Annotated in this window: 21 protein-coding genes; 17 read left to right on the top strand and 4 right to left on the bottom strand. The window is 65.4% G+C overall.

Going from position 1 to position 22732, the window contains the following annotated elements; genetic code table 11:
- Positions 1-2 precede the first annotated feature (2 nt).
- The 12 genes from VKP62_08335 (at position 3) to VKP62_08280 (ending at position 13214) form a co-directional block, all read left to right on the top strand.
- Complete coding sequence (locus tag VKP62_08335; protein ID MEB3197197.1) at positions 3-695, top strand: DUF4340 domain-containing protein; 693 nt, start codon at positions 3-5, stop codon at positions 693-695.
- Positions 696-807: 112 nt separating this feature from the next.
- On the top strand, positions 808-1437 hold the full coding sequence (locus tag VKP62_08330; GenBank protein MEB3197196.1) for a hypothetical protein: 630 nt from the start codon (positions 808-810) through the stop codon (positions 1435-1437).
- 15 nt (positions 1438-1452) lie between these two features.
- Positions 1453-3039: a hypothetical protein gene (locus VKP62_08325; GenBank protein MEB3197195.1), complete on the top strand. Its 1587-nt coding sequence runs from the start codon at positions 1453-1455 to the stop codon at positions 3037-3039.
- Positions 3036-4634, top strand: a complete 1599-nt coding sequence (locus VKP62_08320) for an Hsp70 family protein (GenBank protein ID MEB3197194.1) — start codon at positions 3036-3038, stop codon at positions 4632-4634. The genes VKP62_08325 and VKP62_08320 overlap by 4 nt, the downstream gene beginning before the upstream one ends.
- Before the next feature lie 13 nt (positions 4635-4647).
- Positions 4648-5520, top strand: a complete 873-nt coding sequence (locus VKP62_08315) for a hypothetical protein (GenBank protein ID MEB3197193.1) — start codon at positions 4648-4650, stop codon at positions 5518-5520.
- 121 nt (positions 5521-5641) lie between these two features.
- Positions 5642-5962 (top strand): EthD family reductase, encoded by a 321-nt coding sequence (locus tag VKP62_08310; protein ID MEB3197192.1) that lies wholly within the window; start codon positions 5642-5644, stop codon positions 5960-5962.
- 1 nt (position 5963) lies between these two features.
- Positions 5964-6797 carry an enoyl-CoA hydratase-related protein gene (locus VKP62_08305; protein ID MEB3197191.1) on the top strand — a complete coding sequence of 278 codons (834 nt, stop codon included), beginning with the start codon at positions 5964-5966 and terminating at the stop codon, positions 6795-6797.
- Position 6798: 1 nt separating this feature from the next.
- Positions 6799-7599 carry an enoyl-CoA hydratase-related protein gene (locus VKP62_08300; protein ID MEB3197190.1) on the top strand — a complete coding sequence of 267 codons (801 nt, stop codon included), beginning with the start codon at positions 6799-6801 and terminating at the stop codon, positions 7597-7599.
- Positions 7600-7782: 183 nt separating this feature from the next.
- Positions 7783-8598, top strand: coding sequence for a Phenylacetic acid catabolic protein (locus VKP62_08295; GenBank protein MEB3197189.1), 816 nt, complete (start codon positions 7783-7785; stop codon positions 8596-8598).
- Entirely contained in the window at positions 8595-10265 is a 1671-nt protein-coding gene (locus VKP62_08290) for a 3-hydroxyacyl-CoA dehydrogenase (GenBank protein ID MEB3197188.1), read from the top strand. The genes VKP62_08295 and VKP62_08290 overlap by 4 nt, the downstream gene beginning before the upstream one ends.
- A 154-nt stretch (positions 10266-10419) precedes the next feature.
- Positions 10420-11907 (top strand): TldD/PmbA family protein, encoded by a 1488-nt coding sequence (locus VKP62_08285; protein ID MEB3197187.1) that lies wholly within the window; start codon positions 10420-10422, stop codon positions 11905-11907.
- Complete coding sequence (locus VKP62_08280) at positions 11904-13214, top strand: metallopeptidase TldD-related protein (GenBank protein ID MEB3197186.1); 1311 nt, start codon at positions 11904-11906, stop codon at positions 13212-13214. The genes VKP62_08285 and VKP62_08280 overlap by 4 nt, the downstream gene beginning before the upstream one ends.
- Before the next feature lie 184 nt (positions 13215-13398).
- On the opposite strand, the gene VKP62_08275 is transcribed toward VKP62_08280, so the two are convergent.
- Together VKP62_08275 and VKP62_08270 are read right to left on the bottom strand one after the other, a co-directional pair.
- Positions 13399-13749: a hypothetical protein gene (locus VKP62_08275; protein MEB3197185.1), complete on the bottom strand. Its 351-nt coding sequence runs from the start codon at positions 13747-13749 to the stop codon at positions 13399-13401.
- Between the two features lie 429 nt (positions 13750-14178).
- Entirely contained in the window at positions 14179-14910 is a 732-nt protein-coding gene (locus tag VKP62_08270) for a hypothetical protein (protein ID MEB3197184.1), read from the bottom strand.
- 319 nt (positions 14911-15229) lie between these two features.
- Here VKP62_08270 and ugpC point away from each other — a divergent pair, with 319 nt between their 5' ends.
- The 5 genes from ugpC to VKP62_08245 all read left to right on the top strand — a co-directional run bounded on the left by ugpC (position 15230) and on the right by VKP62_08245 (position 20631).
- On the top strand, positions 15230-16300 hold the full coding sequence (ugpC, locus tag VKP62_08265; GenBank protein ID MEB3197183.1) for a sn-glycerol-3-phosphate ABC transporter ATP-binding protein UgpC: 1071 nt from the start codon (positions 15230-15232) through the stop codon (positions 16298-16300).
- Positions 16301-16372: 72 nt separating this feature from the next.
- Positions 16373-17827 carry an S-layer homology domain-containing protein gene (locus tag VKP62_08260; GenBank protein ID MEB3197182.1) on the top strand — a complete coding sequence of 485 codons (1455 nt, stop codon included), beginning with the start codon at positions 16373-16375 and terminating at the stop codon, positions 17825-17827.
- A gap of 166 nt (positions 17828-17993) precedes the next feature.
- Entirely contained in the window at positions 17994-18707 is a 714-nt protein-coding gene (locus VKP62_08255; protein MEB3197181.1) for a metal-dependent hydrolase, read from the top strand.
- A 123-nt stretch (positions 18708-18830) separates the two neighbouring features.
- Complete coding sequence (locus VKP62_08250) at positions 18831-19685, top strand: AAA family ATPase (GenBank protein MEB3197180.1); 855 nt, start codon at positions 18831-18833, stop codon at positions 19683-19685.
- Positions 19678-20631 carry a ParB/RepB/Spo0J family partition protein gene (locus VKP62_08245; GenBank protein ID MEB3197179.1) on the top strand — a complete coding sequence of 318 codons (954 nt, stop codon included), beginning with the start codon at positions 19678-19680 and terminating at the stop codon, positions 20629-20631. The genes VKP62_08250 and VKP62_08245 overlap by 8 nt, the downstream gene beginning before the upstream one ends.
- A gap of 173 nt (positions 20632-20804) precedes the next feature.
- On the opposite strand, the gene VKP62_08240 is transcribed toward VKP62_08245, so the two are convergent.
- Both VKP62_08240 and VKP62_08235 read right to left on the bottom strand, forming a co-directional pair.
- Positions 20805-21803 carry an electron transfer flavoprotein subunit alpha/FixB family protein gene (locus tag VKP62_08240; protein ID MEB3197178.1) on the bottom strand — a complete coding sequence of 333 codons (999 nt, stop codon included), beginning with the start codon at positions 21801-21803 and terminating at the stop codon, positions 20805-20807.
- 10 nt (positions 21804-21813) lie between these two features.
- Entirely contained in the window at positions 21814-22593 is a 780-nt protein-coding gene (locus VKP62_08235) for an electron transfer flavoprotein subunit beta/FixA family protein (protein MEB3197177.1), read from the bottom strand.
- Between the last annotated feature and the right edge of the window lie 139 nt (positions 22594-22732).

Here is a 22732-nt window from a genome sequence, read left to right as displayed (position 1 = left end):
CCATGAAGGACAACCAAAAATTCACGCTGGGTCTCGTCGCGGTTGCCGTCGGCTTGGGACTTTACATGTACCTGGTCGAGTCCAAAGGCCCTGCGCCGAGTGACAGCCGCGATGTTCGAATCTGGAGCTTGTCTGAGTCTCAGGCGTCTGAGTTGAAGCGTCTGGTGGTCCAGGCTGACTCTCAAAAGTCTGTTTTCGTGCGAGAGGGAGACACCTGGAAGATCGAGAATCTTCCAGGGCGAGAAGTAGACCAGCTCAACTTCAAGGGCCCCTATGACAAGCTGCTCGACCTGACCGCCTCCCGGCGCCTGGAGGTGAAGTCTTCGGAGAAGGCCACGTATGGCCTCGATAAGCCGACTGCTTCGTTGACCTGGGGACAGGACGACAGTCCCTACCGCCTGACCTTCGGGGCGGTGACGCCCTCAGGCGATGCCGTCTACACGCACGTGGTGAAGGACGATGCCATCTACACGGTGCCGAAATACAAGGTCGACGAGTGGAAGAATCTGGCGTTGACGCCCCCCCTTCTGCCTCCGGCCTCACCGTCCCCCTCTCCCGCGGCCTCGGCCGCAGCCAGTGGGACGGTTCCTGTGCCCGCTTCCGTTTCGCCGTCGACATCGGCCGCACCAGCGGCCTCCCCTACGGCGGCCGCGTCTCCGGCTCCTTCGCCCGTGCCCTCGGCCTCGGCCAAGTGATACGCGCGCTCGGATGTTCAACTGACGCAAGTGGACAAACTGACCCCGCCCTTGTGGCGGGGTCAGCCCTTGTGGCGGGGAGGCCCTGGGTTTGCAGGGTATGTAACGCGTGATGAACGGCCGTTCTTTTCTGGCAGCTTGTATGGCTGGCGCCCTGCTTGCGACGCTCGGCGCTGGTCCGGCTGGGGCGTCGCCACGGGTGCTGTCGATTCTCGGCTGGTTGAATGAGCAGGTTCGCGAGAGCGACATGGCGTTTTTGGGGCAGGCGATGGAGACAGCCCATCCCGACCCCCAGACCGGCAGTTTTCGCGTCCCGCTGATGGTTGGGCAGGTCTACCACGGGCCTCGGGTTACTCCCCGTCTCTCCGTGCATCTCAAGAGTGGCTGGCGCAGAGGCCGGTACGTCATGCCGACGGCCATCACCCGCGACCAGTGGGTGCTGCTGTTTTGCCGCAGTGAACGCGGTGAGTGGACCGCACCCCCGCTCGGTCGGGTCGTCGAGACACCCTACGTGGGTTTGCAGTTTTTCCCGGAAGTTGACGTCGTGCTGGAGGATGCAGCAGTCGGGCTGTCGTGGTCTTATGTGCTGGATAGCCTCACCCAGCTGGTGGCGACCCGTCGCCAGATCATCAACGGCTATGCCCCACGCTTACGAGCGGCTCGCACCAAGGAGCAGCGAGACCGCATCCGCATGGCCATTGAATACGAAGTCAAGGAATACCTCGGGCTTCCCGTGCCCTGATTGAAGGGACTCTGGATGCAAGCCTCACCCCGAGCCTGGCGAAACCTCCTTGCGCTGGCCATCTTTTCGGCCTGGCTGGCTGGTTGCGATGTTCCACTCAGTCCGGAATTGGGGGACGCGCTGGCTTCCGGACGGACCCAACGAGACGGGGGGCCAGCCCAGATCCGGCGGGTGGGAGAGGCGACCTCTCTGCTGGTGCAACCCAAGAGTCGCTTCGGTGGCCTGATGGTGCTGACCAATCCACGCCCCAAAAGCGCCCGAGTGGCATTGAGCTTGACCAAGCGCGCTGCAGGCTATCGCCTGGCCTCAGGGCCGGAGCAGGCCCCCTTGCCGCCCGGCTCGGATTCCCGCTGGCGCTCATCCGCGGAAGCGACCTCAGTCCAGCCGCCGCCTTTCCACACGCCCTTTCGGGAACGGTTGCGGGATTGGGAACGCGGCTGGTTGCGGGCCGTGCCAGCTCAGACTCGTCAGTATGCCCTGCGCGAGGTCGCGCGGCCGCGTGTCGGTGAGAGTGAGACCTTCTGGGTGATCAGCGAGGTGAGCGGTGGTCGGGCGCTGGAGGGCCAGGTTCAGGCGCGTGCCGTCTTCGTGGGAGAGCACGTGGTTGTCTATCTGGACCAGGAGCTCGACTCGGTGCGGCGCTCTGCTGCCTGGGTTCAGATGGGGGAGGACTTCGAGCGAGACATTTATCCCACCACGGTGCGCCTGTTCGGCGCACCAGTGGCCGGGGGCAGCCTGAAAGGGAGTCGCGTCTCCCTGTTGGTTTCGCCGGCCGTGGGCAATTATGGCCAGGAAACCACCATCGGCTACTTCACGGCGCGCGACCTGTTTGCGGCTCAAGCAGGCAGCAATACCGCGCGCAGCAATCAGCGATTGATGCTGTATATGTCGCCTTTCGTGGTGGCAGCTGGGCGTCGGGCCGACTACATGGGGACCATTGCGCACGAGTTTCAACATCTGATCAACGCCAGCCGGAAATTGTTCGGCGATACGCCCACCTCACGAGGGGAAACCGAGGAGGTCTGGCTCGACGAGATGCTTTCGATGTACGCCATGGCGGCCAACGGATATGGCATCGACAGTGGGGATTCCAGCATTTTACTGGCTCACGTGATGGCATTCCTGAGAGATCCGGGCAGCTACTCGCTGACGGATTGGGATCTGAACCCGGAGCAGTCCGCCTACGGGGCAGCCTACCTGTTCGCGGCCTATGCGGTCGAACAGTTGGGTGAGGAATTTTTGAGAGAACTGGTCGACTCTCCGTTGCTCGGGGCTGCCAATCTCAACAAGGTGTTGGAAGCCCGTGGCACTCGCTTCGAAGCCATGATGCAGGACTGGGCGCTGGCCACCGCCCTGGACGAGACCGGCTTCAGTGGAGAGGCCCGGCACGCGTATCGGGCCCTCCGGCTGATCGGGCGTTACGGGGCTCGCAGTTTGCGTGGGGTACGCATGGACCGGGCCTCGGCAGCCCCCTCTCGCTCCGCCTGGACGATGAAGCCGAACAGCGTGCGCTACGTGCTGGTCGGTGATATGGCCACCAGCCCCTTCGAGCTCTTCTACGACGCCAACGACGTGGGCGATGCCGTTCTGGTGCTGCCGTGACGCCGACGCTCGCAATCGACTTCGGGACCAGCAACACGGTTCTGGCGGTCTGGAATCCGGCAACGGGACAGGCTGATACCGTTCGTCTCCCGGCCATCTCCTTGCCGCCGCTGGATGGGGCGCCCCCACTGGTGCCGTCGGCGCTCTACCTCGAGGGGCCGACCGATGCTCAGGTGGTCGTGGGCCAGGCCGCACGGGATCGTCTCACGGCGAGTGGAGACCGCCAACGCTTCTTTCAGGCATTCAAGCGCGGTATCGTCAGTGACGGGCCGGGTTTTACGCCCAGCCTCGATGGTCGAGACGTCACCCCGCAACGGCTTGGCGCCCTTTACCTGCGTGCCGTGCTGGGGGCCTTCCGTCAGGTTGGCCAGTCCCCGTCTCAACTCGTCGTCACGGCACCCGTGCAGGCGTTCGAACCTTACATGGCCTGGTTGCGTGGTGTGCTTGCCGAAGACCTCGACTGCTCCGTGCACGTGCTCGACGAGCCCACGGCGGCTGCGATCGGTTATGGCATCCGTCAGTCGGATTTGCCCATTCTGGTGGTGGATTTTGGGGGGGGCACCCTGGATGTGTCGCTGGTGCGCATGGCCGAGACCCCCTTGCCGCAGTCGGTTTCGCAGACCGCGAGCCTGCCTGGGGTGTCACGCCAGGCCACGGTGCTGGGCAAGGCGGGCTGTGACCTTGGGGGTGAGGACATCGACACCTGGCTGGTCGACGATTTTCTCGCCAGCCAGGGGTCTCATCCTGGCGCGCATCTCATCGATTTACCTACCCTGCGGGGGCTCGCTGAACGTCTCAAGATCAGGTTGAGCCAGGCGCTCGAGGCGGACTTTGTCTTCTTCGATCCGGAAACCGCCCGTACCTTGCGCCGTCATTATCACCGCGAGACGTTCGAGGAGTTGCTCGAGCGTCGCGACTTTTTCGTGCGACTTCAGGCCACCTTGGACGCGGTCCTGCGAGAGGGGGCGCGGCACGGGGTGATGGCTGCGGACATCGGGGCGGTCTTGCTGGTGGGAGGTACCACCTTGATTCCTGCCGTCGCGCGCAGCGTGCGTCAGCGGTTTCCGCGAGATCGTGTGCACGTGCATGCCCCTTTCGAGGCAGTGGCGCACGGAGCTGCAGCCGCCCTGGAGGGGGTGCAATTGCAGGACCACCTCTATCACGGCTATGGGGTGCGCTACTGGGATCCCCAGGCGCGGAAACACGCCTATCAGCCCTTGCTGCTCCCCGGGCAGGTTTACCCGATGACGGACTGTATCGAGCTGACGCTTCAGGCATCGCGGGCGGGCCAGCCTGCCATCGAGTTGATCATCGGTGAAATGGCGCCGCCGGAGGATGGGCCGAGTGAGGTCGTTTTCGAAGGCGGACGCCTCGTCGCCGCGCCTGCGAACCGGCCAGAAACGACCATATTGCCGCTGAATGCCTCGCCGGAAGGGCGTACCATCGCCCGCCTGGAGCCCCCTGGCCAGCCGGGAACGGATCGGATTCGCGTGCAGTTTCGCGTTGATGCGGATCGCCACCTGCGTCTGAGCGTTTTTGATATGCTGACCGAACGTTTGTTGATGAATGATCAACCGGTGGTCCGCTTGCGATGAAAGGTTTCTCGGTATGAGCTCCGAATGGTTCTCTCCTGTTGCGGCGATCGCCTCGGACCACGTTCAGGCCTGGCAAGGCCTGGCCAAGGCCCTCGAGCGCGTCTCCGTTCTGCCAGTGGAGACGGGGCGTCGCTTGATCACGGGCGATGCCACGCCGCCCCCTGATCAGGTGGCTGACACCCTGCGAGAGCTCGCAGGCCTGCATTCGCGACAGGCGCAACTCGAGGCCGAGCGGGATGGTCTGCAACTTCTGCAGGCCCGGACTGAAGCCGACCGGGATGCTATGCAACTGCTGTTGGCCCGGACCGAGGCAGAGCGGGATGGCTTGCAACTGCTGTTGGCCCGGACCGAGGCCGAACGAGATGCCATGCAACTGGCGCGGGCGCGTGCTGAGGCCGAACGAGATGCCTTGCAACTGGCCCTCCCCCGGGTCGAAGGCGAGTGCCAGGCCCTCAAGCATCGCCTGGTTCATCTTCAGGAAGACCACGCTCTGGATCTGGCCACCTGGCAGACCGAGCGGGCAAGACTGGAGGCACAGGCGAGCCTGGGCGGCCAGCTGGCGTTGGATGACCAGAAGCGGCAGGTATTTGCTTGGATCGAAGCGACGCTGCTGCAATTGCCCGTGCTCCGGCACGCCCTCGAAGGGGGGCAACCGATCGCCGCGGAGGAGGTGCTGGCCCTGCTGACGCCCTTGCAGGAAGGCCTGGCCACCTGGGGCTTTGCTCTGATCGGGACGGTGGGCCACACCGTGCCTTTCAACCCCGTGCTGCACCAGACGCCCGGTGAAGCGCCCGAGGCCGGAGCGCCGGTCCGGGTGCGGCAGCCCGGCTATAGCTTGGACGAACGTCTGGTGCGGCGTGCGCTGGTGGTGCCGGTTCCCGCCTGAGACCCCGCGGCGCTCGCTGTGTCGCCATGCCATTCGACCCCGTGGCCTGTTACAATGCCTGGCCCGTCCCGGAGGCCCACGACGGCGTGTGGCCCGGCGGCCCCAGACAAGGAGTTGCCTCATGGTGAAGTTCATCGCACTGTACAAGCAGCCGGCCGACAAGGCTGCCTTCGATGCTCACTTCGAGCAGATTCACACCCCGCTCTGCCATCTGGTTCCCAACCTGCTCAAGCTCAAGGTCACGCGCTTCACCGGAACGCCCCGCGGGGAGAGCGACCTGTACCTGATGGCGGAGATGGTCTTCGCTGATCGCGATGCGATGATGGCCGGACTCATGTCCGATGCGGGCAAGGCCACGGCCAAGGATGCGCGCCAGTTTGCCGGCGAGATCTTCAGTGGCTATTTTGGCGAGGAAGTCGAGCCTGCGGTCGTGGGCGCCTGATATGGCCCCGGCAGCGAAGGCCCGCACCCGGGCTGAGGCGGAACACACGGGTGACTCATCGACGGAATACCATTACCTGCGCGTGCGCCGTGAGGGCCGCGTGGGGATCTGCCAGCTGCATCGCCCAGATGCTTTGAATGCGCTGTCCACGCCGCTCATGCGCGAGCTGATAGGCGCCCTGCTGGCCTTTGACGCCGACAGCGAGGTGGGCGCGGTCGTCCTCACGGGTGACGCGCGCGCCTTCGCTGCCGGGGCGGACATCAAGGAAATGGCAGGTCAGGGGCCAATCGACATGCTGCTCGATTCCGGTTTGGCCCTGTGGGATGCCGTGCGCGCGATCCACAAGCCGATTGTGGCGGCCGTCAGTGGCCATTGCCTGGGGGGGGGGCTGGAACTGGCCATGAACTGCGACATGATCGTGGCCTCCGAGACGGCCCGCTTCGGCCAGCCGGAGATCAACATCGGCGTGATTCCTGGGGCCGGCGGTACCCAACGCTTGGCCCGCGCCCTGGGCACCCGCCGTGCGATGGAACTGGTGCTGACAGGTGAGACCTTCGGGGCCGAGGAGGCCCGGGCTGCCGGCCTGGTCAATCGGGTCGTGCCGGTGGAGCTTTACCTGGAGGAAGCCCTGGCGTTGGCCACGGCGATCGCCGACAAACCCGCGGTGGCGGTGCGGTTGGCCAAGCAGCTGATCCACGGCATCGAGGAAACCTTCCTCAGCGAGGGCTTGCAACGCGAACGCCAGGCTTTCTTCCTGCTATTCGGCTCGGTCGATCAGAAAGAGGGGATGGCGGCCTTCGTGGAAAAGCGCCCCGCGCAATGGAAAGGACGCTGAGATGGCCGCCAAAACCTACACCACGATCCGGTATACCGTGGCGGACGGCGTGGCCACGCTCACCCTGGCCCGCCCGGAGGTCTTTAACGCCTTCAACGACACGATGTCCGCCGAGGTCCATGACGCCCTCAAGCAGGCGGCCAAAGATGCCGGCGTGCGCTGTGTGGTGATCACCGGCGAGGGCAAGGCCTTCTGTGCCGGCCAGGATCTGGGCAGCCGTTCGGTCGCCGATTTCGACGCCACCTTGCACCTTGGAGACTCCGTGCGGGACCGCTACAACCCGATCATCCAGACCATCCGCACGATGGAGAAGCCGGTGGTGGCAGCCCTCAATGGCGTGGCCGCGGGAGCCGGCTGCTCGATCGCGTTGGCCTGCGATCTGCGCCTGGCCTCCACCAAGGCCAGCCTGGTGCAGGCCTTCGTCAAGATCGGGGCGGCGCCCGACAGTGGAGCCTCCTTCTTCCTGCCGCGCCTGGTGGGATTGGGGCGCGCGGCCGAGTTGCTGTTTCTGGGAGACAAGCTGGAGGCGGCCGAGGCCGAGCGTTGGGGCCTGGTCAACCGGACCGCCGAGCCGGAGGCTTTCGCGGATCTGGTCGACGCCTTCGCCAAGCGCCTGGCCGCCGCGCCGACGCGGGCGATCGCCCTGGCCAAGCGCGCCTTGAATCGCGCCATGGACACCGACCTGGCCTCGACCCTGGCCCACGAGGCCCAGATGCAGGAACTGGCCGGCCGCAGCGTGGACTACCGGGAGGGTGTCAGCGCCTTCCTGGAAAAGCGTCCCCCCCAGTACGTGGGGCGTTGACCCGCGTCGGGTGCCTGGTTCGATCGAGGGGGCGCCTGCCGAATGCCTTTACGGCGAACCCTTGCCCGGATTACACTGTATTTACAAGGTGGATCCGGGCTGTTATAGCCCGCTCGTCTCCTGTCGCGAGACTTCGCCCTACCGCGGAGGCAATGGCGCCTCCTCACGAGAGGACATCCGAACATGCTGAAGACCGAAGAGCTGGAAGCACAGATGCTCGCCAAGATCGAGGCGGGCCAGAAGATCGAATCCGTCGATGAGATGACCGAGGACTACAAGACGCACCTCATCAACCTGATGATGATGCAGGCTGACTCGGAGCTTGCCGGCTGCTACGGCTATGTGCCCTGGATCCAGAAGGCGCCCACCATCGAGGAGAAGTTCGCGGTCTCGAACATCGTGCGCGATGAGATGCGTCATGCCTTGGCCATGTACAACCTGCTGGAGCGCCTCGGCGTGGACATCGAGTCCCACATCGCCAAGCACGACTACACCAGCCGGCCGACCGACGCCGTCAGCAATATCGGCGACCAGCGTCTGGCCGATGACAAGCGCGTCAACATTTTCTACTACCCGATCGACACCTGGTACGACTTCATCATGTTCAACTTCTGCATGGACCGCGGCGCGGGCCACCAACTGGAGGACGTGCGCCAGTGTAGCTACGGCCCCTGGTCACGCGAGATCGAGAAGATCTTCAAGGAAGAAATGGTCCACGTGGCGCACGGCAACTACTGGGTCAAGAAGCTGGCGGAAAACCCGGAGACGAAGCCGGAGCTGCAGGCGACGCTCAACAAGTGGTACCTGCGCACGATGAACATCTTTGGACGCCCCGGTTCGCGTCGCAATGCCCTGTATCAGAAGTATCGCCTGAAATTGCGGGACAATGATGCCGTGCGTCAGGCCTTCCACGACGAAGTCTCCGGGCTTTGTGCCCAGTGGGGCTTGACCTTGCCCAGCTGGGAAGCGCCCTGGGCGCAAGCGGGCCAGACGGCGTGAGCGCCGGGACGAGCCCTGACACCCAGCTTCTCGAGGGTGGCGCGTCCTGCGGGATCGCCACCCTCGGTGTCTTGGGTGCCGGCACCATGGGAGCGGGCATCGCTCAGGTGGCCCTGGCTGCCGGGCTTGCCGTTCACCTGTATGACCCGCAACCAGCAGCCCTGACGCGAGCCCAAGACCAGATAGGCAAAGGCCTGCGCAAGCTGTGCGAGAAGGGGCGCCTCTCGGAGGACGCCTGTCAGGCCGCCCAGACCGCGCTGACGCTGGCCTCCGATCTGACGGCGCTGGTGAATGTGGAGGCCGTGATCGAGGCCGTCCCGGAACACCTGGAATTGAAGCGCCAGTTGCTGGCGGAGCTGAGCCGCCAGCTGGCCCCGGAGGCCCTGATCGCGACCAATACCAGTTCGTTGTCGGTCACGGCGATCGCCGCGGGACTTGCCCAGCCGGAGCGCTTCGTCGGCCTGCATTTCTTCAACCCAGTGCCCCTGATGACGTTGGTGGAGGTGGTGCGAGGGGACGCCACGTCAGAAGCGGCGCTGGCACGCGCCACGGCCTTGGTGCGCCTGCTGGGCAAGACCCCGATTGCCTGTGACGACACCCCTGGCTTCATCGTGAACCGCGTGGCGCGCCCGTTTTACGGCGAGGCGTTGCGTCTGGTCGGTGACCATGGCGCTGAACCCGAGTCCGTCGATGCGGCTCTGACCGGCGCGTTGGGTTTCAAGATGGGACCGTGCGCCCTGATGGATCTGATTGGCCTCGATGTGAATTTGGCCGTTTCCACCTCCGTCTGGCAGGCCTTCTACGAGGAGCCACGTTTTCGCCCGCACCCGCTGCAGCGTCAGCTGGTGGAGGCCGGGCGTCTGGGACGCAAGACCGGGCGGGGTTTTTATGAACACCCGTCCCCCGCTGCTCCAACGCCCACCGAACCGGCTGCGCCCGATCGGGCCTTGCATCTGGCCTTCGTGGGACGCTCGGTCGACCTGGACGCCTGGGCACGTCCGCTGCTGGCGGCCGGACACCGGGTCCAGCTGTTCGGCGAATCCCTGGCGGCGCTGCCGCCCGGGGATTGGGATGGGGCCTTCGAACTCGGAGAAGCGGATGCGCCTACGCGGGCCTTGCGGCGGGCTGCCCTGGCCGCCTGTCTGCCGGGGGACGCCTGGATTGCCAGTGACGACCTGGCCGTCAGCGCCACTGAAATCGAAGTGGCCACTGGGCGAGCCGCCTGGCGCTGCGCGAGCTGGCCGGCTGCGACGGATTCCCCGGGGGCGGTCGAGGTGGCTTTTCCGGCTCACGCCAGCGAAGCGCTTCAAGCCCGGGTGGCAGCCCTCTGGCAGGCCACCGGGCGGACCGTGGTCGCCGTGCCGGATCTGCCGGGCCTGGTGGGCCCTCGCACCTTGGCGATGCTGGTCAACGAAGCTGCCTTCGCCGTCGAGGCCGGGGTGGCGGCGCCGGAGGCGATCGACGAGGCGATGCGTCTCGGTACGGGCTATCCCCTCGGCCCGTTGGCCTGGGGCGACCGCGTTGGACCTGCCCGGGTGGTGGCACTGCTGAATCTTCTGCGGGAGGCTTTCGGGGAGCGATACCGGCCAGCCCCTTGGCTGGTGCGCCGAGCCGCGGTGGGTTGGCCCCTGGCCGATGCGCCGGCCTCGCAACGGCGCTGGCGTTGAGGAAGCGGATCCCGTAGGCTGGTACCAACATCTGGCACTGCCAGTCTGTCGGCAAGGGCTCAAGGGGGCGTGACCGGCAAACCCTTGCGCTCGCCGGCGCAGCGCGTGGCAACCTGCTGCCTGACGGAACCGCCCTGTTCAAGAGGAGCTAGCCGTGACGGATCTGATGCCTGGATTCACCGCTCAGGTTGCGGACGCCGTGCAGGCGGCATTGTCGGCGGCCCGCGCCCGCGGCGCTTATGCCATCGCGCGGGGGCAGGCGCGCCACGACGCCAGCGTGCTGGTGATCAATGGGCGGACCGAGCACCTGGGCGTGTCGCGCGGACGGGGCGTCGGGGTGCAGGCCTTCACCGCCAGCGGTCACGGCGGCTTTGCCGCCAGTGACGATCCGGCAACCGGGGCGGAGGTGGCGCAGCGCGCGGTGGATCTGGCTCATGAAGCAGGGGCGCGCGACCTGGAGACCAATCTGGAAATCTTCCAGGTGCCGCCGCTGGTGGCTCACGACCCTGCCGAGCCCTGGGCCCCCCCGGACTTGCCCGCCGTGGAGGCTGCGCTGACGGCCCTGAACGAGGCTGTGCGCAAGCGGGATGCGAGGCTGTCCGTGCGCAGTTCCTTCAGTGTGACGCACGACGCGTGGCAGGTGGGACGCACCGATGGCACCGATGTGCGCTACACGCTCCGACGGGCCCGGCTCGGGCACGAGATCACGGCGCGGGGAGAACACGGGGCCGCCACCACCAGCGCGGGCGTGGTGGGGGTGGATGTGGCCTTGCTCGGGGATGCCGAGGCGCTGGCGCGGCTGGCGCAACGGGCTCGGCGAGCGGCGGACCTGGCGATCGCCCTGCTGGACGCGCCACGACTCGCGTCTGGTTCCTACAAACTGGTGATCGACCACGCCCTGGCCAAGGGCCTCGCGCACGAGGCCTTTGGTCACGCCGCCGAGACCGATAGCATGCAGGCCTCGATCTTGGGGGAGGAGGGGCGTTTTCGCCGCGGCGAGCGCGTGGCGCCCTCCTACGTCTCGATTCTCGATGGCCCGTTGCCGGCCGACTATGCCTATCAGCCCTACAGTTCCAACGGCGAACGCCGTCAGACGGTCACGATCGTGCGAGCGGGCGTGCTGGATGAAGCCCTGGCCGATACCTTTTCCGCCCGGCGCGCCGGCGTGCCCCCCACGGGGGCGGCGCGCGTCGAACACTTTGCGGCGTTGCCGATGCCGCGCATGACCAACACGCGCATCCTGGTGGACGATCCGATTTCGTTGCCGCACGACCCGGATGAGGTCACCCCCGAGCAGATGCGCGCCTTGCTGCTGGCCCACGGTCTGATGCAACAGGACGAGCGGGTGCTCTTCCTCACCGGGTACCGCGGGGGGCAGGTCAACACGAGTCTGGGCGACTTCGTGTTTCAATGCACGGCGATCCACGACCTGTCGGATCTGACGCTGTATCAGCCGGCCATCTTCTCGGGCAAGGTGCTATCGGTGCTGTCGGCCATTCGGGCCGGGATCGGTGATCCGCGCCTGGATGCGCCGGGCATGTGTGGCAAGCGCGGTCAGTCCGTCCCATCGAGTGGCGGCTCCCACGCCTTTCTGCTGGTGGACGCCCACCCCGAGGTGCGAGTGGGAGGGGCCGCCGCATGACCTACGCGGAACGCCTGGTTGCCAGGCTGACGGCGCGGGCGGCGAACCCGATTCGCCCGGAACTGGCCCTGACGGGCTGGCGCTTGCTACTCGACACCTCCACGCGGGTGGAAATCGGCCTGAAGGACAACCAGACCGGCGGCCCCTACGACGCGCCGAACCGGGTCACAGGCACCCGTGGCGACGTGTATTTGCGCTGGGCGGACGGGCGGATCAGTGTGGGGGTGGTCGACCGTGCCACGCTGGAAGCCCTCGATGATGATCTGGCGGCCTGGCGGGCCGCTTCCTACGAAGACCCCTGGGCGCCCGAAGTGCTGGGGCCCCAGGTGCCGCCTGAAGTGGTCCTGTTCGATTCGGATGCGGCTGCCTGGGTCGACGGGGATCCCGCTCCGCTGTTCGAGGTGCTTGACCGGTTTCGCCAGGAACTGCCGGCCTATGGCGCGGAAAGGGTCTCAGGGGCGGTCGGGGCGTCAGTCGCCTCCCGCGTGCTGGTCAGCTCCGAGGGGCTGTTCTTTCAGGGGAACTCCACCTCGGTGGGGCTGTGGGCCGATATCGATTCCCGCGCCGCCGATGGCCTGTCGTTGCGGCGTCCTCCGCGTACAACCGAACTGGATGACTGTATCCGGCGCACGGGGGAACTGGCGCGGGCACTTTCGCGCGACGCTGAACTTCGCGCTGGGCGACAGACCGTCGTGTTCTGGCCCTCGGCCACGGAGGCGATGCTGGGCAAGTACCTGTTCGGCAATCTGGATGGTCAGCGCGTGCTCAACCGGGGGGCGGCGTTCACCCTGAGCCAGTTCGAAGCGCAGGAGGCGGTGTTTCATCCCGACTTCCAGGTCGGCGTCGACCCCACCCGCGCCTTGGCTCCCGGAGCCTACGCCGTGACGGCCGAAGGCGTGCCCGCCAGACCTTGGACTTTCGTGTCGGGAGGGAAGTTGCTCACGCCAGTGTTGGACCTGAAGCACGCTCGAAAAGCGGGTTCTCCGCCCACTTGCTTTCCGCGAGGGGCCTCCAGCTACGTGCTGCCGGAACCAGAGAGCGACCTTGAAACGCTGATTGCGGGAATCGATCGGGGTCTGCTGGTGGTCCAGATGCTCGGCTTGCATACCCAGGACACCGCCTCTGGTCGATTTTCGCTGACGGTGGCGCAGGGGCTGGTGATTGAGGGGGGCGTGTTACGGGGACGGGCCAAGGCGATCATCGCGGGCAATATGCTGGCGGCCTGGCAAGAACCGGTGCGCTGGGCCCGGGTGCCCGGCAAGGACGCGCCGGCGATGGTGATCGAAGCCGACGTCACGCCTGGGTAGATCGGCCACGCTGCTGCGTCGCGGCGGAATCAGGCCCTGAGGACGGACGGCTCGTGGCGCACCGTGGCCGTGTCCGAGCGTTTGGCATGAAAAGAAAAAACCCCGCCGAGGCGGGGTCGTTGGGAGCGCGGACGGACTTTTACGCCACACCGGCCACGACAACGGGTCTCGTAGACCCTACGGTCTAGACGCGTGGCGCGCGAATTCCGAACTTGTCACGGCTGTGGCGGGCTTCGTCGGCTTCCCGTTCCTGGTGCTGCTTGATCAGTTCCTCAATACGGAACTGAATGAAGTGCGTCACGTCCAGCACCTTGAGGGCGTCTGCCGTTTCGTCCAGCTTCTCCTGCCGCAGGTACAGCGACTTGAAATACTGCTCCACCAATGCCAGGCGGACCGACCAAGGATCGTGACCTTCCTTGCGCATTTTCTCGCGTTGCTGCGCGTAAGAGCCTCGGTTGGAGGTCCAGAGATTCTCCATCAGGTCCATGAGGTCCTGTGGGGAGACTTCCTCCAGCGGGTCTCCGTACTTGTCCATATATTGGTCCCGAACTTCCGGGACTTGGAATTTCGCCAGCTCGCGCCGATTCACAGGTCAACCTCCACTGCGGGGTCTTCTCGACCTGGCGGGGGGAGAAGAGCCTCTAAGCTCAGTTTAACACTGTTCGCGCGACACGACAAATGACTGTCCGCTCATGGCGGCTTTCCCAGGCGGGAGCGGACCTCACTTGACGGCGCCTTCACATTCCTGGCGAAGGCTCAGACGCGCTCTGGAGTTGGGCCTCAGTCCCGACGCGTTGGGCCAAGGCGAGCACGAGGGCGGCTCCGTGGGTTTCGCCCCGACGCGGTTCGGGCGCCTCAGGACGTTGATCGCTGAGGGGAAACAAGCGGGTTGGAGAGGTGTCGATGGGCATTCCCACGGGGCTTCACTCCTGAATGGACGGGGAGGGGAGTTCGGAGCTGACTCTCAGCGTTCCGTCTCATCCGGGTCCTCGCCGCCCGCTGGCTCCTCTCCGGGCACGGGGTCGGCAGGCACCGGTTCCGCCGGCGCGGGCGCCGGGATCGGGCCCATCTGATAGTTCGGATTGATGGCCTTCACGAAACTGGTGATGCAGTAGTCCTCGAACTCCGCCTGGGACAGGGTTCCGCCGCCGGTCTTATCACTGGCTTCGAAGGTCGCGTCGTCCAGCTCATTGAGTGCCACGCGCAGCCGCAATCCGTCGATGCGCAGGTGAATTCCCACCTTCTGAAGGGCCTTCTCATTGAGTTCGGCTGGTTTGAGTTGGCGGTCGCGATCTCCGTCGAGGCGCTGAAAGGCTCGCCACAACACGTCTCGCGTCTGCTTCATGAACGCCACGCGGTCCTGCCGCAAGAAACCGAAAACGCTGCCGCCCGTGGCGTAGTCCATGAATTCCCGCTTGCTGAGCCGGCCATTGCGGTTGCGGTCGGCGCGCGTGAAGTCTTTCAAATCGATGCTGGAACCCGCTTCGTACTCGTCGATCTCGCCATTTGCATTGGCGTCGATCCTGGCATAGGCCGCCATGTGGATGTGCTTGAAGCCTGCCAGCAGCGTCTTGGTTGCCTCGGCTTCAAAGGTACCCGCCAGACTCTGGGGCGAGAGGGGCGCCTTCAGCGGGGTCGCCCCGCAAGCAGCCAGCGTGAGCACAAGCGCGGCAAGAGCGAACAAACGGACGTGCATCGAGACAGCCTCCTTGGGGACGGGGCGTGGGGGGACCAGCACACGCCGCTGTGGGAGTTATCGCGCCAAAGCCGGGTTGCCCGGTAAAGGGTTGTTTAAATTTGGCTAAAATATAAAGTAAGGGCTCAGGGTCTCCCAGCATCGCGGTGGATGGGGGGGCTCCTTCCCTCGGCTGGCAACTTCTCCAGAAGCGGGGTCGAACGCGTGTTGACGCGTTTGTCTGACGGAGCGCTGGGGTAAGTAGGGGAGGCATACGATCCCTCCTGCTTGTTGGCTGCACTGGCCGCGTCGGTGGTCAGGCTTGAAGGTCCAGGTGCTTATGGCCCGCGTGAAGTTCGATCACGTGATCAAACGCTACGGCGATAACCTCGTGATCAAGGGGCTCGACCTCGAGATTGCCGACCGGGAGTTTCTGGTGCTGGTCGGGCCATCCGGCTGCGGAAAATCCACCGCTTTGCGCATGATTGCCGGCTTGGAAGAGATCAGCGAGGGCAACCTGTACATCGGCGATCGCGTGGTCAACGACGTGCCGCCCAAGAACCGCGACATTGCCATGGTTTTCCAGAATTACGCCCTGTACCCGCACATGTCCGTGCGCGAGAACATGGGGTTTGCGCTCAAGCTGCGAAACACGCCCAAGTCCGAGATTGACCGGGTGGTGGATGATGTGGCGGCGCGCCTCGAAATCCAGCACCTCCTTGAACGCAAGCCGAAGCAACTGTCCGGCGGGCAACGTCAACGCGTGGCGCTCGGACGTGCCATCGTGCGCAACCCACAGGTCTTCCTGATGGATGAGCCACTCTCGAATTTGGATGCGAAACTGCGCGTGAGCATGCGGGCGGAGATCAAGAAACTCCATCGGGACCTTCAGACCACCTTCGTTTACGTCACGCATGACCAGACCGAGGCGCTCACGATGGGCGACCGCATCGCGATTTTCAACGCGGGGCACATGCAGCAGGTCGGCACCCCCGCGGAGGTCTATCAAAGGCCCGCCAATCTGTTTGTCGCGACTTTCATTGGCTCGCCGCAAATGAACCTGGTGCGGGGGGTGGCAGCCACCGTTGATGGCCGGGTGCACCTGCGCGGTGAAAACTTCGCCTTCACCTTGCCCGAAGGACGGAACGTGCGAGAGGGAGACGTCGTGGTGGGATTTCGGCCCGAGCATCTGGTGCCGATAGCCGCCGAACTGCCTGGATATCGCGCCGAGGTCGATGTGGTCGAGCCGATGGGCTCGGAGGGCTTCGTCTATCTTCGCGGCACCGGCGCGCCGGTGGTGGCGCGACTGGAAGACAGTGAACTCCCCCAGGTGGGCGATGTGCTGAGTCTGGGCGTCGACCCGACCAAGTTGCATCTGTTCGACCCGGTCAGTGAGGCCCGTTTGCTGTGATTTCCCGAATGCGTGCGGGGGAGGGCAGCCCGATTTTCGGGTCACCAGGCAAGGTCTGACGCATTGGGGCCTTTGCGACGCCAAACTGTGCTTGCCGGCATCCTCGCCTTGCTGCTCGCCTCTCCCGCCGCTGCGCAGGAAGAAGCCGATTTCGGCGCATTTGGCGATATTCCGGTCGACCATTGGGCCTTTCTGACGGTCGAAACCCTGGTGAAAAAATATGCGGTGATGGCGGGTTTTCCCGATGGCTCGTTTCGAGGAGACCAGCGGGTGTCGCGCTATGAACTGGCCGCCGCCCTGGACAAGGTGATGGCCGCCATGCAGGCAGGCAGGCCGGTCGCATCGGGTTTGGCGGTGGCCGCCGTTCCCCCCCCGGCACCGGCGCGGCCCGATGTCGAGGCGGTCAAGGCCGTGGTCGAGAGCCTCGCCTTGACGGAGCTGCTGCCCCGGCTCAAGCAGTGGGAAGACAAGCTTCAGCAGGCCAACACGGTCGGGCCCACGGCCGTGCGGATGAGCGGTTCGATCGGCTCCGTCTGGATGGACAACACGCAGGACGACCAGGCTCCCTTCGCCCGGAGCAACCTGGGCCTCAATCTGGCCTCTACGGCCCAGGGATGGGAGATGGCCGCCTCGATGAATGGCGCCCTGCCGGCCACGACCGTGGGCAACATGCCGGGCCCGGCAGGGGGTGGCAAGCCTCCCAACACGGATTGGCGTTTCGGTGGGGCGAACGTCACCACCACCCTGGCTGACACGCGAATTCGGGTGGGCATGTTTTCGCCCGCCTCCATTTTTTATCCGTCCTCGGACAATCCCGCCGCCTGGGGTGGCATCGTCGGCAACGGCTTCATCGGGCCGGATGTCAATACCGTGCGCTGGGGCCCGCGTGCGGCGGCGGTGGCTGCGACCCGGGAGTTCGGACCACTGCGACTGGCGACCGCCGTGACGCCGACGGTGGTGCTCGGCGGCCTGGCAGCCCGGGTCACCAACTGGCTGACGCTCAAGGCGGCGGCTGATGTGGATCAACCCGACTGGTGGGGGGTCACGCCGAACCGCACGACCGCCACCAATTACACCGTCGTGGCCGATGCCAATTTCGGCGCCGTGGTGGTCTCCTTCGAGGGTGTCCTGGCCCGCAACCTCCTGCGAGGCTCGACCGTGATGTCCTGGGCGCTCTGGAACAACATTCGCCTGAACGTGGGGGCGGTCTATTCCGAGTCGGAAAAGGCCGTCACGGAACTGACGCCTGGCTTGTCTCTGGCGGTGCCTTCCATGGGGCCTGGTTGGATGCCGGCCGTGCTGGTGGGGATCAAGGAGCCCCAGGTCTTGTGGGCTTCTGACCCCAAACTCAACCCGGGGCCTGGTTCGTTGCTCGGCGAACAGGCCGGCCTCTCAGTCGTCACCAACTGGAACCTGGGCCCCCAAGGCTGGCCCAACATCACCTTCGAGTACAACCTGCAGCAACCGGTGTTGTTTTACGAGATCTACGACGCCACCTTCGCCCTCAGCGTGAGTCGCCCGTTTTGACGCCGATGCCTGGGGTGCTTGTTCGCCGCTTGAAGCGTCTCCAGCGCTTGGGTATGCTTCAAGAAGTTCTCTCGCTGCGTGCCTCTCGCTGCGATGGGGCCATCCCTGGCCGGCTTGATGAGGGGGAGCCCCTCTCGCCGAGCACCGCCAAGAAAGGACGTGGCGCTTGACCCTGGGACGTGAGACGACCTTCACCTGGCTGGGCCACGCCACCTTTGCTGTCACCACCCCGGGAGGGCAGTCGCTCCTGCTTGACCCCTGGGTGCAGAGCAATCCGGCCTGCCCGGAGGCGCTCAAAGACCTTCCCCGAGTGGATGCCATGCTGCTCACCCACGGGCACTTCGACCACGTCGCCGACGCGGTATCGCTCGCAAAGGCCCATGCCTGCCCCACCGTGGGCATTTTCGAGTTGTGCCATTGGCTGGGGCGCCAGGGGGTTTCCAGCACCCTCGACATGAACAAGGGCGGCACGGTCGAAGTGGCCGGCGTCCACGTGACCATGGTCCACGCCGACCACTCTTGCGGGATTCAGGAAGCCGATGGCTCGATCGTCTACGGCGGGGAGGCGGTCGGTTATGTGGTGCGGCTGGAGAACGGCTTCACCTTTTATTTCGCTGGAGACACCAACGTGTTCGGTGACATGGCCTTGATCGGGGAGCTGTATCGACCGGACCTCGCGATTTTGCCAATCGGGGGACACTATGTGATGGGGCCGCGCGAGGCGGCCAAGGCGGTCGAGTTGCTGGGGGTGAAGCAGGTGATTCCGATGCACTTCGGGACCTTCCCGGTGCTGGCCGGCACGCCTGAAGACCTTCAAGCGAGGGTGGCCTCGCTGGGCTGTCAGGTCCTGGCGATGAGGCCGGGAGAGACCCTGCGCTGAAGTGATCCTGCGAACCGTCCGAGGAGAGGCCGTCTCCCGGTGGTTTCCATCACACCAGGCGCGGCATCGCGGGTGTTATTCTGTCACCCACGTGCTGTCTCGACTGACCTCTGGAGTGCCTGCGTGCTGGATTTTTTCGGACTGAGTGAGTCTCCCTTCATCGACGCGGTCGATGTCCGGATGCTCTACATGTCGTCGCAGCACCGGGCCAGCCTGGCCAAATTGCTGTATGCCATCACGGAGCGCCAGCCACTGGCGGTACTGGTCGGGCCATTCGGGACGGGCAAGAGTCTGATCCTGTCGCAGCTCAACCATGTGTTGCGGGCGGACGGCCGCTACGAGATCGTGCATATCCAGAACCCCGCCTCGTATCCGACTGAAAGCGCCTTGATGCAGAAGGTGGCCCTGGAACTCGGGTTACCGCTGCGGCGGGGCAAGGGCAAGCAGATGAGCGACCTGTTGGGGCACCTGATTCACCTGGCCGCCGAAGACCGTCATGTCGTCCTGATCATCGATGAGAGCCAGAACCTCGGGAAAAATGCGAGTCGCAACCATCTCGAACTGCTCCGCGAGTTCTCCAACCTGGACGCGGGACGCAAGCTGATCACCAGTGTCCTGGTGGGGCAGCCGGAATTGCTCACCCGCCTGGCCCTCAACCCTGCCCTGGAAAATCGGGTGGCCATCCGCGCGACGCTCACGGCCCTCGACCCAGGTGAGAGTCGCCGTCTGATTGCCCATCGGGCGCGGGTCGCTGGTCGGGAAGACGCGCTGCTGACGGATGCCGCGTGCGACCTGGTGCACGTGCTCGCGAATGGCTTGCCGCGTCGAATCAACCAGATTTGCTGGAATGCGTTGCCCATCGCCTACGGGCGCGGGGAGAACGTGATCGGGGTCGAAGCGGTTCAGGAGGCAGCGCTCGCAGGCCTGATGCTCGAGCCACTGCTGAACTCGGAGGCCTTGGAGGTGAGCCGTGCCTGAGGGAACCTGGGACCAGTTGTTGAACGTCACGCAGGCCCGTTTGGGCCCTCAGGCGGGCGGCGATCGCCGCAAGCTGGCCCTCGACAAGCTCGCGCCGAATCCTGACCAGCCGCGCAAGTTTTTCGACGCAGCGGCGCTCGATGACCTGGCGGCGAGCCTGAAGGTTCACGGGGTGTTACAGCCGCTGCTGGTGCGTCCTCATCCGCGGGAAAACGGTCGCTGGCAGATCGTGGCAGGCGAGCGCCGCTGGCTCGCCGCCACCCAGGCAGGCCTGACGGAGGTCCCGGTGGTGGTGCGGGAGTTGGATGACCGTCTGGCACGCGAGATCGGTCTGGTTGAAAATGTGCTGCGGGAAGACATCACCCCGATGGAGGAGGCCCGCGCCCTGCGGGCCCTGCTCGACGAGACGGGGTGGTCTTACGCTCAGCTGGGTGACCGCCTGGGCAAGAACAAGGCCTGGGTCGACCACCGGGTGCGTTTGTTGAAGATGCCGTCGCCACTTCAAGAGGCGCTCGAACGCCAGATCGCCACTCCCGAGGGCAAGCTTCAGCGCCCCTTCACCCCTCGTCACGCCGGGGCGGTTGTTCAGGTGCCAGAGGAGCAGCAGGCGGAGCTGGTGGCGGCCGTCTTTGCCGAGGGATTGTCGGTGGCCGAACTGGACCGCCGGGTCAAGGCGATGCTGCCTGTGGTCCTGAACGCTGCGCCGGAGACCGTCTTGCCGGACGGAGATGCCCTGCCCCCACTGCAAGCTGCTCAGCCCGCGCGGGGCAGGCCTGCCAGACTGGCCGGCAAGTCCGGTGGCCGGTCCGGCCGTGTGGCCATTGGGTCACTGCAGACGCATGCGCTGCTGGAACAAGCGCGTCGGGCGGATGGCACGGTGGAAGTGGCGGCCCTGCTGGTGGCATTGGCGGCTGATCAGGCGGCGCTGCTGGCGCGCCAAGAATAACCTTCCGCCGCTTCATTCAATCCGCGCCTCCTGGGTGGCGCCTGGTCCGCGCCGGCTCACCTCTGGCGTGGCGCCTGAGGCGCGCTGCGCCGGCAGAAGTTTTCAGAGCTTATGCGCACGAAAAAGCCCGGCCATTGGCCGGGCACAAGCGTCAGGACAACTGGTGTCGCGGCTCAGGCCGCGACACCCTTGGCCGCGCTGATTTCTTTGACCATCTCGGGAATGACCTTGAACAGGTCGCCCACAATCGCCAGGTCGGCCTGTTTCATGATCGGGGCCTCTGCGTCGGTATTGATGGCCACGATGTAGCCTGCTTCCTTCATGCCGACCCAGTGTTGCACTGCACCTGAAATCCCGGCCGCGATGTAGAGTTTGGGTTTGACCGTGACACCGGTCTGCCCGATCTGTTCATTGGCGGGCCGCCAGCCGGCATCCGTCACGGCTCGAGAGGCTCCCACCGCCGCGCCGAGCGCGCGGGCCAGTTCTTCGATGATGCCAAACTTGTCGGCCCCCCCGACGCCCCGCCCGCCGGCCACCACAATTTCCGCATCGGTCAGGTTGATCTTGCCCGACTGCAGTTCCTCCACGAAGGCCTTGACCTTGGTACGCGCCGCCAGCAGATTCGGCTCGAGCGCCACGGCATTGATCGTGCCCGCCTTGCCGGCCCCGCCGGCTGCCGGTTCGAACGCCTTGGGCAAGACGGTGATCAGGGCGGTGCCACCGCTGGTGGCCAACGTGGCCAGCACGTTGCCGCCGAAGATGGGGCGAGTCACCTTGAACTGCCCGCCCTCCGCCAGGATGCCGTTGGCGTCCGGAGCGACACCGGTCTTCAAGCGTGCCGCCGCGTAGGCGGCCATGTCGCGCCCGGCGCTGGTGGCAGAGAACAAGGCCACGGCCGGTTGATGCTGCGCCAGCAGGTGGGCAGCCACCGCCCCGAAGGCTTCGGCGCGGTAGGTCGCGAGGTCTCCGTGGTCCGCCACCCACACCTGGTCAGCGCCCATGTCGCCCAGACCCTGCGCGGCGCCCTGGCAGGCGCTGCCGATCAACAGAACGTGGACGGCTTGACCGGATTGATTGCCCAACTCACGGGCCTTCCCGAGCAGTTCACGGGTGGTGCTTTCGAGCGCATCGCCTTGCTGCTCGGCGACGACCCAGATGCCTTGGTTGCTCATGGTCTTCCTCCTAAATGAACTGCTTGCCCTTGAGGGCCGTGACCGCCTCTTTGGCCGTCTCCATCGCGTCGCCTTCGACGCGCCGGCCGGCCCCGCGGGCTGGGGGCGCCGTCAGGGCGGAGGTTTTTACACTGGGGGTCAGTCCACCAGACAGACCGAGGTCGCCCAGTGACCAGGTGTCGAGTGGCTTGTTTTTGGCGCTCATGATGCCTTTGAAGGTTGGTAGGCGTGGGTCCCACGGGAACTTGCCGACACTGACGACCGCGGGAGTCGCGACCTCGACCGTCTGCTTGCCTTTCTCCACGTGCCGGATCACTTCGGCCGTCGTGCCGCTCAGCTTGTACTCACTGGCATACGAGACCAGCGGCCAGCCCAGCAAACCCGCCACTTCTGCGCCGGTGTTGAAGGCTTCGCCTTGAATACCTGGGATGCCAAAGGTCACCACTCCGACCTCGCCGAGCTTTTCGGTCACGGCTTGGAGCACCTGCGCTTGGGCCAACGTGTCGGCGTCCGCCAGCTGGGCGTCTTCCACCAGAATGCCCTTGTCCGCCCCCATCGCCAACGCCTTCTTGACGACCTCGCGTGCCTTCGCCGCGTCGCTGGTCAGCGACACCACGACGACCTCCAGGCTGCTGTCCGCATCTTTGAGACGCAGCGCCGCTTCCAGGGCGAGTTCGTCGAATGTGTAAGGGACGCGCGGCACGCTGCTCACGTCCAGGGCGGTCGAACCAGGGGCCATGCGCACTTGTTCGAAGTCGGGCACGACCTTGAGGGACACGATGATCTTCATCGTTTCGGGCTCCTTCAGCGGTGGGTGGTCTGGAATCACGCCGGTAGCGTCGCCGTCGACGCTTGCGGGAACTTCGTGGTCCGGGTGGCCGACGGTTCGGCCGTCGGCACTTTCATGATGACACAAGTATAGCGAAACG

Source organism: Candidatus Sericytochromatia bacterium, assembly GCA_035285325.1.
Lineage (GTDB): Bacteria > Cyanobacteriota > Sericytochromatia > S15B-MN24 > JAQBPE01 > JAYKJB01.
The sequence above is the reverse complement of the archived record's forward strand: the minus strand, read 5'-3'. Positions and strand labels throughout refer to the sequence as shown.